We start from the raw sequence: 11,233 nt of genomic DNA on the forward strand, positions 1-11,233 counted from the left end.
CTTAAAAAGTCGGCGTTGCCGATTTTAAATATGTTTTTGCTTGGGGCACAGCGCCCTCCGCCTGAGTTTGAGACAGCAATAATCCCAGAGAACCAATACCGAGAGTTATCAATAAATTAAAAGCCCTGAAACCCTTATTTTTGTAAGGTAGGGTAACATTTTTGACCATAATCTACTACCTGATTATTTTAGATTTGTAAACTAATTTAATGGTAATTCATAGTAGGGGAAAATAGATGATCAATTTTGTGTTTTCCTAACTCATTAAATAGTTTTAAATTTTTGGTATGAGGGGGAGGGCAGTAGTCTGATTATAATTGAAGTAAAGATTGAAATTGTGGAAATCCATGAGTGAATATTTCAACGTACTTATGATAATAATATTTTGAATGTTATATATTTGCTGTAATTCAGCCATGTTTCATATGATCATTAACCAACGCCTGAAAGATTATGATTTAACAATTAATAATTTTTTAGATTTATTATAAAGTGATAATTTATGATTATTTTACAGTTATCTGATCAAGAACAATTAATCTATCAAAGATTAAAGATCGAACCGCAAGAATTAATCAATTTTTGTCAAGAGAATCATATTGCAGAATTAGCTGTATTTGGTTCTATTTTAAGAGATGATTTTAATAATCAAAGTGATATAGATTTTCTTATTACCTATTCTCCTCTAGCTAATCGAGGTTTATTAGAAAAAATTGCCCTCAAGGAAAAACTAGAAAAAATGTGCCATCGCCCTGTAGATTTAGTTAGTAAAAATACCATAAAAAATAGTAAAAATTGGCTTAAAAAACAGACAATTTTAAATTCATGTCAGGTAATTTATCATGCGTGATGTAAGCACTTTAATAGATATTTGTCAAGCTATTGAACTAATATCTAACTATATCGATAATATTAGTTATCAAGAGTTGCTAAATAATCAAGAAAAACAAGATGCTATTCTGAGAAGAATTATGATTATTGGCGAAGCGACAAAAAGATTATCTCTTGAGTTTAGAAAACAACATCCTTCTATTCCTTGGAGACAAATTGCAGGAATGCGAGATATTATTACTCATGAATATGATAATGTTGATTTGGAAGAAGTTTGGACTGTTATTACTGTTAATTTGCCCACTCTTTATGAGTATATTTATCCACTTTTGCCACTCGATGAAAGTTAAATTGTGAGAATTTCCTATCAAGAATTAAAGAGTTTAATTCATTGCACTAGAATGAACAGCGCCCTCCGCCGAAGTTTGAGACAGCAATAATCCCAGAGAACCAATACCGAGAGTTACCAATAAATTAAAAGCCCTGAAACCCTTATTTTTGTAGGCTAGGGGAACATTTTTGACCATAACCTACTACCTGATTATTTTAGATTTGTAAACTAATTTAATTGTATTCATACTAGGGGAAAATAGATGATCAATTTTGTGTTTTCCTAACTCGTTGAATAGTTTTAAATTTTTGGTATGAGGGGGAGGGTAGTAGTCTGATTATAATTGAAGTAAAGATTGAAATTGTAAAAATCCATGAGTGAATATTTCAACGTACTTATTGAACGAAGGAAGTTTAGTTATTAATTGGAGTAAAAAATTTAACAATAAAGGTGAATTAGTCAATGTAAGTTAAATGCGTCTTAGCTTACCTAATACCTAACACTTGAAAGCATTTTTTCAATAACCCCCATTTAAAGATATGATACGGCGAGCTAATTCTGTGTGTAGCTGATGACTGGCTTTATAAGCAAGGTAATGGGCGCACGGAATACTACCAAGTAAACTTAAATCACCAATTAAATCCAGTATCTTATGGCGCACGGGTTCATTTTCAAAGCGTAAAGGAGGATTTACCCAACCATCTTGGCTACAAACAAGGGCATTATTAAGATTGCCTCCTAAGATGAGTCCAGCTTGTTGTAATTGTTGGATTTGTTCCGCAAAACCAAACGTGCGGGCGGGCGCTATGGCCGTGCTAAATTTTTCTCGCTCAGGATACCATGTATGCCATTGATTTTGTATTTCGGCATAGGGAAAGTCCACACCATAGGTAAACAGCATTTTTTCCGAAGGCAATACCGCTACAAAAGCATCGTCTTTCCTTACCCAAATTGGTTCTTTTATACTAATACTCGATGAAGAAAAAGTGGGAGTTTTGTTATCGAGATTATTGAGAATATTATTTACCCACAATTCTCCAGACCCATCTAACAGTGGTAATTCAGCGCCCTTCACCTCAATCATCACATCATCGATACCACAGGCACAAAGGGAAGCCAGTAAATGCTCCACGGTTCTAATTTTTGCTTCTCCTTGACCTAATTCTGTGGATAAAATTGTACTGGTAACAGATGCAATCGTAGCTGGGATTATCGGGCGCTGTGATAAATCCGTTCTGACGAAAAAGCGCCCTTCGCCTTTCTTGGCTGGGGTGAGGTGCGCTGTACATTCTTGCCCAGAGTGTAACCCAACTCCTGATAGTTGAAATGATTTAAACATATTAAATTTAATTTTTACTTTGATTATGTAAGTTATTAGTTACAGAGCATTCCACATGAGTAAACCACGTTTTTTGTTTCACGCAAAGGCGCGAAGGCGCAAAGGGATTTTTTTGGACAATCTAAAGTGTGGTTTAAGAAAATGAAAACTGCGGTAAGGTAGGTAGTAAGTAACTAAGAGTTGTTAAATAGTAATGGTATCAATTTCGGCTAAAGACCTCTGAGCATAAGCCTGATAACGATCTTTTTTACTCCTAATTTTCTTTTCTAACGGTGGTAAAATGCCAAAATTAGGGGGCATCGGTTGAAAGTGTTTGGCATCAGCCGAACTGATAAAATCGAATAAAGCGCCCATCATCGTCACAGGAGATAGTACAAGGGGATTTTGACCATGATAAACACGACTAGCATTAACCCCCGCTAACCAACCTCCCGCCGCCGCCGCTGTATAGCCTTCCGTGCCAATTAACTGCCCAGCGCCCATCATCGTACCACGATGTTTAAACTGTAGAGTGGGAGATAATAACTGAGGCGCATTGAGAAACGTATTTTTGTGCATCACTCCCATGCGCACAAATTCAGCATTTTCTAAACCGGGTATAAGACGAAAAACCCTTTTTTGTTCACCCCATTTTAAATTAGTCTGAAAACCAACCATATTCCACAGTTGCCCGGCTTTGTCTTCTTGGCGTAACTGTACCACCCCATAGGGGCGCTTGTCTTTATTTTCTCGAAAATCCCCCAAACGAGCATCAAATAAACCAATAGGCTTCAACGGTCCATATCTCATGGTATCTTCCCCCCGTTGCCCTAATTCTTCAATGGGCAAACAGGCTTCAAAAAATTTAGAACTTTCTCGATCAAAATCTTTTAACTCTGCCTGTTCAGCTTGACATAATTCCTGCCAAAAGTGCAAATACTGTTCTTTATCCATAGGACAATTTAAATAAGCAGCTTCTCCTTTGTCATAACGTGACGCTAAAAAAGCAATGTCTTGATTGATGGATTCTCCCACTATAATGGGACTAGCGGCATCAAAAAAGTTCATGTATTCCATGCCTGTAAATTTCTGCAATTCTTGGGCGAGGGGATAACTGGTGAGAGGACCGGTGGCTAAAACTACGATACCGTCAGAGGGAATGGTTTTAATTTCTTCTCTTTTCAGGGTGATTAAAGGATGATTAGCAAGGGTTTCGGTGAGAGTACGACTAAATACCCCTCGATCCACCGCCAAAGCTCCCCCCGCCGGTACTTTATGCTCGTCTGCTGTTTTAATAATGATAGAATCAAGACGGCGTAATTCTTCATGGAGTAATCCGGCTGCTCGATCCGTGGCATCTGCCCCAAAGGAGTTACTACATACTAATTCCGCTAAATCTTCACTGTGGTGCGCTGGGGAGAGGTGCGCTGGGCGCATTTCGTAGAGGGTGACTGGTATTCCTGCCCGGGCGATTTGCCATGTGGCTTCTGTGCCAGCTAATCCTCCGCCAATAACGATAATTTCTTGTTGATTCATGGTTAGTATTTTTGTTCTATGGTGAAGGGCGCTGATGCCTACACATAATTGATTTTGCTTTCTTACTTATTATTATTACAATTAATTCGCCATTACCATGTCATATAGCAAGACTAAATCCCTTATAGCAATTACTCCTTTTTTGTTATTTTGCGAAACAAAGAAGGAAAACTAATATTTTCATAAAGACGATAAAAGTTAACTGAAACTATAGTTCCATCTGGCGTTGCTGATTTTAAATATGTTTTTGCTTGGGGTAGGGAGTAGTAATAATATTTTGAGTATTATATATTTGCTGTAATTCATTAATGTTTCATATCCCAATTCAGTAATGCCAGATGTACTTTTACCATAACGTTCATAACTTAAATCAGCAACGCCTCAATTTCTGTTACTCCTGAGCATCTGAAGAATTTAACCAGCGCCCGTCACCTTGATTCCCCATGCGTAGTAAAACAATTCCCGCTTCATTTTTCGAGACGCTTTTTTGGGGTTGAAAAAGAGTAGTAAAACCAAAAGCCCGACGAATATTAGCATTTTCGCCATTTTGCCAATCTAAATACAAGTTACGCCATAGTTGGGGACTTAAATCATTAACATCCTGAAAACCCCAAGTATCTCTAACACTGTCAATGGTGACATTATCCACTCTTTCACGGCGAAAATCGAGGGGTATTTTCCAGTTGAGCAAATCGGCACGGGTGAGAGGGGCGCTGGGTTGAAAATTACTGGCACTGGCATCTTTCGTTAAACGGGAAGGGATTATCCCAGCCTCCGCTAATCCTTGAATAATACCAAAATCAGGGTCATCATTGTTAATATCGCTAAATACCGGCTGACTGTTACTACTAGCTTCTTTAATGACATTGCCCACCGTATCAGCATATAACAGATTATTGGTTTTAAATAACCACCGTGCAAACTCTCGACGAGTAATAATTTCCTGCGGTTGGAGGGCGCTGGATTCAACGATTCCCTTCTGTTGCAATATTGCTAAAGGGTTTTCCGGATTAGTTTCCACTTCTGCGTTAAGGGGAGTTTGTGGAGTTTGTGGAGTTTCTTCTGTTGCCGTAGGGGTAATTTCAGTCCCTAACATTTGATATTCCGTTTGATTGCCATTGACTGTAAAAGTCATTGTCAAGTTAAAATTTTTCTCGGCATTGGTGGCAGTTAATGAATTATCTTCCGCTACTTGCACTTGCCATTGTTTCTGTTCTAGTTGTTGCTTATAATAGTCGGAAATTACGTTAATGGGGTCTGAAGATGTCCAAAAAACTTCTTTTCCTTCTGTTTTTACTATCTCTGCATTGTCATAAATCGGCACGGTGACAGTGTAGGGTAATTTAATGGTAGTGGTAGGATCAGCGCCCTCCACCGCAGTGGTATCATTGGGGGATAAACTGGCATCCGGTGCAAAACGAGATGCTAAATTTTCGTTACCACTGCAACCGAGTAAGAAAAGCAAAGATAAAACTAAAGAATGACGAAAAAATGACATAATTGACGATTGACCATGGATAATTGACAATGGATAATGAAAGAAATGTAGAAGTAATTGTTTTCTAAATTCTAAATTCTAAATTCTAAATTTTTTATCCTTTGCCCTTTTGACAAATTAAAGAGCTGATTAATCAATGACTTTAGCACAATATTAGTAAAAATTTAAAAATGACCGATAGAGAAGAAAATCGCCCCAGTTGGGATGAATATTTCATGTTAATGGCAAAACTCGCCGCCACTCGCTCCACTTGTTTAGCTTTTCCGGTGGGCGCTGTCATTGTCAAAAATCGTCAAGTATTAGCAACAGGTTATAATGGACCTCCTTCTGGTTCGATTCATTGTACAGCGCAAGGCTTTTGCTATGAAGGTTTGAGCAGTTGTGATGCTAGTAGAGAATTACCATCCCGCGCCGTTCATGCAGAGGCTAACGCCATTGCCCTTGCTTCTCGTCACGGTATAGCAACGGAGGGCGCTACTATTTATGTCACCCTTGAGCCTTGTATCTCCTGTTTAAAATTAATCATTTCTGCTGGAATTAAGGAGGTTTTTTATGAAACTGATTTTAACCTCGGTGATCGTCTCACAGTGAGAGATTATTATGTGCAAGACAAATTAGTTAATCTCCATCAAATGGTTATCCGTGATGGCGTCGCCCATAAAGCTAGTCAATTTTTAGTTGCCCCTGTGTCTCGAAAGTCTAAATAGGGGTTACTGAAAAAGTATTTTGGTGAGGGAAGGTGTCAGGCTTCGGGTGTTAGGTTTCAGGTGAAATGCTTATAAATTAAAGACTTTAGCCAAATCGTTATTTTTCATAAATTGCTCATTTCTATCAGTAATTTTGATTAGGAGATCAGAAATACAGATTTTTTGGCGAAAAAAGATTATCTTTAGCACTTTTTTGAATTTTTATTATGCTTAAAGATGTCAGGTCAGGTCTTAGGTATTAGGTTTGAAAATTACCACTGAAACCTGCAACCTGAAGCCTGAAACCTAGTCACCTTTTAACCTTTGCCTCTTGCCCTTCACTACTCCACTAATGAGTGCAAACCATAAATAGCAGTTAAAAGCTAATTTTGATTGTCTATAATGAAAAGTGTAAAGAAATGTTAAATATATTAAAGAATATGAGTACAGTTAATCTCGCCGAAATATCAGCGCGCCTCGACAGCGACAACTCCAAAGATCGTTTATTAGCCCTTGCTTCTTTGCGACAGGTGGAAGCAAAAGACGCTGTACCATTGATCATTAAGGTTATTAATGACGATGTGTTACAAGTGCGTTCTATGGCGGTGTTTGCTTTAGGGGTGAAGCAAACGGAAGAGTGTTTCCCGATTTTGGTGAAATTATTAGAAACTGATGCTGATTACGGTATTCGCGCCGATGCGGCAGGGGCGCTGGGTTATCTTCAGGATATACGCGCTTTTGATTTTCTTGTCCGTGCTTTTCATGAAGATACAGAATGGTTAGTGCGTTTTAGTGCGGCGGTTTCTTTGGGTAATCTGGGAGATGTTCGAGCTAAAGATGTTTTGTTACGGGCGCTACACAGTGGCGAAACAGTTTTAGAACAAGCGGCTATTTCTGCCCTTGGGGAAATAAAAGCACAAGATTGTGTGGATGAGATACTCAATTTTGCCCAGTCAGAAGATTGGTTAATTCGTCAAAGACTAGCAGAGTCTCTGGGAAATTTTAATACTGAAAAAAGTATTTCCGCTCTTAAATATCTTGTTAGAGATGCCAATTCTCAAGTATCAGAAGCAGCGCTTTTCTCTTTACAAAAACTAGGACATTAAACCCTAAAAATAACTACGGGTTGCTGAAAAAGTCTTTTGATGAGGATAGGTACCAGGCGTTAGGTGTCAGGTATCAGGTTAAAAAATGAAAAATCAAAGGTTCTAGCATAATAATAGCTTCTTAAAAATTCCTAGTTTTCATCAATGATTGTTGATTTGTAGTAAAAAAATTAGAAATTTTGAAGAAAAAACACTATGTTTTCACACTTTTTTTGGGTTTTATAGCAACTTCCACCCTTATGAGGTACAAGATGATCCCCCTCAATCCCCCTTAAAAAGGGGGACTTAAGAATAATGAATGTACCTCATGATAATGAAAAACGCTATATTCTGCTTGAAGCCTTTATTTAATATAAAGTCCGCTTGATCAGCCGAAGGCTGCCGCTGCGCGATCACTTACAAATCAATTCAAAATAATCTTAGTTCAATTTATTGAACGTAAACCTATTAGCCGTGTAATTCATTACACGGTGAGTAAATTACTTCAACTATTGTTGGAGATGTCTATTATTGATTCTCTGAAGTGGGGATTGATTTAACTTCTTCTAACTCTTGCTCTAAAATTTGGATTCTTTGATTAAAATTGCGAGTATTTTGAGCTAAAACTTTATTTTCTTCTTTTAATCTTTTTATTTCCCCTTCTAACATAGTGATTTTATCACTAAGAGCATAATTCATCTCTCCTTGTTCACGAATTTGAGTTGAAAGAGTCAATACAGCGCCCTCCCCCGATAATCTAACATTGTCAATTTGTCGCTGAAAATCTCGCTCTAAAGTCTCCATTTGTTGACGACGAGAATTAACACCATTAAGGGAAATTTCATTAAGTACAAAAAAACCAATCAATGAACCAAAACCCAAACAAAACAGAGCCCCCACTGTAAAGTTAAATAACTGACGATTTTTAATAGATTGATCCAATACCCCTAATAATTCTAAAGCCTTCTCATCATCAGCTTGAATCTCCAAACATTGACGAATACGAAAACGAATCAACTTTTCATCCTGATTTTTATGATACCGTTGCCAGCGCCCCAAATAAGAAGCAATCAGTAAATGTAACATCTCAGAATTAGTAGGAATAAAAGCCAACGCCTCCTCTAACTCGTTAATGGCTTCATCCCAATGACGATAACGACAGTAACCTTGAGCTCGAGTATAGTTATCACCAGCCCTTTTTCGGGCAAACGCAATATCTTCAGGGGAAATACCAACTTCTTCCGCAATTTGTTTCAATTCTTCTGAGGTAGGAATGCGACAACCTGACTGGCTAAACTCAGTTAAACGCTCGATAAATAAGGAGATACTGGGATGAGAGTTAGAAATACTAATGGATTCTGCCATAATCTTATCGAATAATAAAGGGTTTAAAACCCCGTTTGTTAAGACGTGAGCAAAGAAACAGAGTAGTTCAAGCTATCTTTAAATTTACCTTTGCTCTTTGCCCTTTTGACGTAATTTTTCTAGTATTATTTTGCCACAAATATTAAAAAAATGGTGAGAGACAATTTTTAAAATACAAATTCTAAGTTAATAATTAACTCATGATTGTCATTATAATCAAGATAAATTTGGTTAATAAATTCTCTTAAATAAAATCTTTTTTCTGGTTCTGATAAATCGTGCCAAAATTGAGGTAACGCTAAATCACTACTCATTTTTACTAAATTAGCTGGAGGAAGTTGTGCTAATTTTTCTTTTAATTCGACAATTTCTTGATTAAGCTGATATTTTCTTATTTCAGCCGTTTTTATATCTAAAATATTTTCTTTAATAAAATTATCTAATTTACTTAATATCTGCTGTTTACTAATAATGTTTGATTTGAATTGTTCTGCCACTTCTTCTATATTTATCTGATTAAAATTTGTTGATTTTTGTGGTAATTTTTGACAAATTATGTTAATGATTTCCTTTAAAATTTTCTCATAAATAAGAGAAGGACAAGGCATATTTTTAAAACATTGAACAGGAGTTAAATAGAGATATTTTTGCTCTTTTCTTTTTTGATTAACTTGATTGATTTTGTACAAAGAATCACAAGTTTGACATTTGATTAATCCAGCTAAACAGTGACGGGCGCTGGTGCTACGGGAAGAAAATCGGCGATGACTCTTTAAAATTCTCTCGATTTGGGCGCTTTCTTCTCTGCTAATAATTGCCGTGTGAGTATTAGCCATAATGGTTTTATTTTTATGGGCTAAATCACCTCGATAAACAGGATTTTTTAACCAATTTAAAGCTGTGCTTAACGCAATTTTTTTGTTATATTTTCTTTTTATATAATTAACACTATCCGTCAAAGAAGCATATAATAAAAACCTTTCAAAAAATGAGCGTATGATAGGCGCTGTGGCTCGATTAATGAGATAATTTTCTTGACCTCTTTGATAACCATAAGGTGCTTTACCCGGGGGGAGGTGCGCCCTCAACCGTTTTTCAGCGTGACTTTTTTTAAGTTTATGACTATAAATTTTTTGCTCAATATCTCGCCAAATCTTAGTTAATTTTTCTCGTTTTTCTTCACTGCCAATAACTTTGAATTGACTAGAATTATAAGGCTGATTAACAGCAATAATTTCTACAGACAAAGACTCTAAAAAATCCAGCGCCCGCCACACCTCAGCTAGATTATCGCCTAATTCTTCTAAACCTTGAATCAAGAGATATTGCGGGGGATTTTGTTGACAATCAGCAAAAAGTTTGTCTAACTGATAACGACTGCCAATATCTTGATAAATTTTATCTACTTCCAAACCCCAACAGAAAGAAGAAGGGATTTCTTGAAAACTAGGCTCAATGTAACTATAAACGATGATCGACAAAAGCTCAATGATAAAATATTAGTTAGGAAAAAACAAGGAGTTTATACCCCTTGCTTTTTTGTAAAATTTAATAGCCCATGATATTATTAGTCTAAATCTTTGCGTCCGGGGTTGCGCGCTGGGTCTCCTGACAAGAAACCAAAAACAAATAATAAGATGAAAGAGGCAACCACAATATTGATAGCAATTTTTAAAGTTAACATTTTATTTACTCCGATTATTTAATCATTAGCATATTCTACCAAATTATCGTCTCAAGTTTAGAAACAGGTTTTAGGCTAATTGAAACCCTAAATTTTGCCATAGCAAAGAAGGGGTTATAATCAAAAAATATTAGCTGATTATTCAATAGAGTTTAAAATTATGGTTGCCAACGAAAAAATAACAGCGCCCTCCACCGTAAAAAATGAGATAATCTTTCCACAAGGTGAATTTTGGAGTAATGAACCAACATTGGAAACCTATCAACACTTACAACAAATTATTATCCTACTCAATTCCTTACAATTACTATGGGCAGATAAGGAAGACTATTTTTGTGCTGGTAACTTAACCATATATTACAGTCCAAATCAAAAAAAATCCGAGTATTTTCGAGGACCTGATTTTTTCGTGGTGTTAAATACCAGTAACGATGAAAACCGCAAAAGTTGGGTAGTGTGGGAAGAAGGGGGAAAATATCCTAATGTTATCGTCGAAATTTTATCCGATAGTACTGCCAAAACAGACAGAGAAGAAAAAAAAGAGATTTATCAAGATATATTTAGAACACCAGATTATTTTTGGTTTGATCCTTTTACCCTCGAATTTCAAGGTTTTAGGTTAGTAGGGGGAAAATATCAAGCCATTAAACCTAATGAGCAAGGTTGGTTATATTCAGAGCAATTAGAATTATATTTAGGTATACATGAGCGAAAATTGCGCTACTTCACCTCTGATGGTAAATTAGTGCCAACCCCTCAAGAATCTAGCCAGTATGAAAGACAACAGAAAGAATATGAAAGGCAACAGAAGGAATTAGCTTTACAAAAAATTGAAAAATGGAAACAAAAACTACAAGAATTAGGTATTAATCCTGACGAATTTCCCGACAATTAAGTTT

At 36.4% G+C, this 11,233-nt stretch carries 13 protein-coding genes; 5 read left to right on the top strand and 8 right to left on the bottom strand.

From position 1 onward, the window contains the following. Position 1: 1 nt before the first annotated feature. The gene (locus IGQ45_06275) at positions 2 to 169 is read right to left on the bottom strand and encodes a hypothetical protein (protein MBF2056821.1); all 168 of its coding nucleotides are present in this window, start codon (positions 167 to 169) and stop codon (positions 2 to 4) included. Between the two features lie 336 nt (positions 170 to 505). Here IGQ45_06275 and IGQ45_06280 point away from each other — a divergent pair, with 336 nt between their 5' ends. Together IGQ45_06280 and IGQ45_06285 are read left to right on the top strand one after the other, a co-directional pair. Beyond that, positions 506 to 850, top strand: a complete 345-nt coding sequence (locus tag IGQ45_06280; GenBank protein MBF2056822.1) for a nucleotidyltransferase domain-containing protein — start codon at positions 506 to 508, stop codon at positions 848 to 850. Beyond that, on the top strand, positions 843 to 1,181 hold the full coding sequence (locus IGQ45_06285) for a DUF86 domain-containing protein (GenBank protein MBF2056823.1): 339 nt from the start codon (positions 843 to 845) through the stop codon (positions 1,179 to 1,181). The genes IGQ45_06280 and IGQ45_06285 overlap by 8 nt, the downstream gene beginning before the upstream one ends. A 33-nt stretch (positions 1,182 to 1,214) precedes the next feature. On the opposite strand, the gene IGQ45_06290 is transcribed toward IGQ45_06285, so the two are convergent. The 4 genes from IGQ45_06290 to IGQ45_06305 form a co-directional block, all read right to left on the bottom strand. After that, positions 1,215 to 1,358, bottom strand: a complete 144-nt coding sequence (locus IGQ45_06290; protein ID MBF2056824.1) for a hypothetical protein — start codon at positions 1,356 to 1,358, stop codon at positions 1,215 to 1,217. A 321-nt stretch (positions 1,359 to 1,679) separates the two neighbouring features. Next, the gene (locus tag IGQ45_06295; protein MBF2056825.1) at positions 1,680 to 2,513 is read right to left on the bottom strand and encodes a UDP-3-O-acyl-N-acetylglucosamine deacetylase; all 834 of its coding nucleotides are present in this window, start codon (positions 2,511 to 2,513) and stop codon (positions 1,680 to 1,682) included. A gap of 171 nt (positions 2,514 to 2,684) precedes the next feature. Next, a complete protein-coding gene (gene trmFO, locus IGQ45_06300; GenBank protein ID MBF2056826.1) occupies positions 2,685 to 4,016 on the bottom strand; it encodes an FADH(2)-oxidizing methylenetetrahydrofolate--tRNA-(uracil(54)-C(5))-methyltransferase TrmFO in 1,332 nt (443 codons plus the stop codon). A gap of 391 nt (positions 4,017 to 4,407) precedes the next feature. Continuing rightward, positions 4,408 to 5,514, bottom strand: a complete 1,107-nt coding sequence (locus IGQ45_06305; GenBank protein ID MBF2056827.1) for an S-layer homology domain-containing protein — start codon at positions 5,512 to 5,514, stop codon at positions 4,408 to 4,410. A gap of 170 nt (positions 5,515 to 5,684) precedes the next feature. Between IGQ45_06305 and IGQ45_06310 the strand changes: the two genes are divergently transcribed. Together IGQ45_06310 and IGQ45_06315 are read left to right on the top strand one after the other, a co-directional pair. Beyond that, complete coding sequence (locus IGQ45_06310) at positions 5,685 to 6,221, top strand: dCMP deaminase family protein (GenBank protein MBF2056828.1); 537 nt, start codon at positions 5,685 to 5,687, stop codon at positions 6,219 to 6,221. A 419-nt stretch (positions 6,222 to 6,640) separates the two neighbouring features. Further along, positions 6,641 to 7,306 carry a HEAT repeat domain-containing protein gene (locus IGQ45_06315; protein ID MBF2056829.1) on the top strand — a complete coding sequence of 222 codons (666 nt, stop codon included), beginning with the start codon at positions 6,641 to 6,643 and terminating at the stop codon, positions 7,304 to 7,306. Positions 7,307 to 7,813: 507 nt separating this feature from the next. On the opposite strand, the gene IGQ45_06320 is transcribed toward IGQ45_06315, so the two are convergent. The 3 genes from IGQ45_06320 to IGQ45_06330 form a co-directional block, all read right to left on the bottom strand. Next, positions 7,814 to 8,650 carry a TMF family protein gene (locus IGQ45_06320; GenBank protein MBF2056830.1) on the bottom strand — a complete coding sequence of 279 codons (837 nt, stop codon included), beginning with the start codon at positions 8,648 to 8,650 and terminating at the stop codon, positions 7,814 to 7,816. Between the two features lie 167 nt (positions 8,651 to 8,817). After that, positions 8,818 to 10,131: a recombinase family protein gene (locus IGQ45_06325; protein ID MBF2056831.1), complete on the bottom strand. Its 1,314-nt coding sequence runs from the start codon at positions 10,129 to 10,131 to the stop codon at positions 8,818 to 8,820. Between the two features lie 86 nt (positions 10,132 to 10,217). After that, the gene (locus tag IGQ45_06330) at positions 10,218 to 10,334 is read right to left on the bottom strand and encodes a photosystem II reaction center protein I (protein MBF2056832.1); all 117 of its coding nucleotides are present in this window, start codon (positions 10,332 to 10,334) and stop codon (positions 10,218 to 10,220) included. A gap of 160 nt (positions 10,335 to 10,494) precedes the next feature. Between IGQ45_06330 and IGQ45_06335 the strand changes: the two genes are divergently transcribed. Further along, entirely contained in the window at positions 10,495 to 11,229 is a 735-nt protein-coding gene (locus tag IGQ45_06335; GenBank protein ID MBF2056833.1) for a Uma2 family endonuclease, read from the top strand. Positions 11,230 to 11,233 lie beyond the last annotated feature (4 nt).

The sequence above is a fragment of the Cyanobacterium sp. T60_A2020_053 genome (assembly GCA_015272165.1).
Taxonomy (GTDB): domain Bacteria; phylum Cyanobacteriota; class Cyanobacteriia; order Cyanobacteriales; family Cyanobacteriaceae; genus Cyanobacterium.

What these genes read in the sequence shown, in the direction of transcription:
- IGQ45_06275 (MBF2056821.1), bottom strand. Translation starts at nt 169, where the DNA reads ATGGTCAAAAATGTTACCCTACCTTACAAAAATAAGGGTTTCAGGGCT.
- IGQ45_06285 (MBF2056823.1), top strand. Translation starts at nt 843, where the DNA reads ATGCGTGATGTAAGCACTTTAATAGATATTTGTCAAGCTATTGAACTA.
- IGQ45_06290 (MBF2056824.1), bottom strand. Translation starts at nt 1,358, where the DNA reads ATGGTCAAAAATGTTCCCCTAGCCTACAAAAATAAGGGTTTCAGGGCT.
- trmFO (MBF2056826.1), bottom strand. Translation starts at nt 4,016, where the DNA reads ATGAATCAACAAGAAATTATCGTTATTGGCGGAGGATTAGCTGGCACA.
- IGQ45_06305 (MBF2056827.1), bottom strand. Translation starts at nt 5,514, where the DNA reads ATGTCATTTTTTCGTCATTCTTTAGTTTTATCTTTGCTTTTCTTACTC.
- IGQ45_06310 (MBF2056828.1), top strand. Translation starts at nt 5,685, where the DNA reads ATGACCGATAGAGAAGAAAATCGCCCCAGTTGGGATGAATATTTCATG.
- IGQ45_06315 (MBF2056829.1), top strand. Translation starts at nt 6,641, where the DNA reads ATGAGTACAGTTAATCTCGCCGAAATATCAGCGCGCCTCGACAGCGAC.
- IGQ45_06320 (MBF2056830.1), bottom strand. Translation starts at nt 8,650, where the DNA reads ATGGCAGAATCCATTAGTATTTCTAACTCTCATCCCAGTATCTCCTTA.
- IGQ45_06330 (MBF2056832.1), bottom strand. Translation starts at nt 10,334, where the DNA reads ATGTTAACTTTAAAAATTGCTATCAATATTGTGGTTGCCTCTTTCATC.
- IGQ45_06335 (MBF2056833.1), top strand. Translation starts at nt 10,495, where the DNA reads ATGGTTGCCAACGAAAAAATAACAGCGCCCTCCACCGTAAAAAATGAG.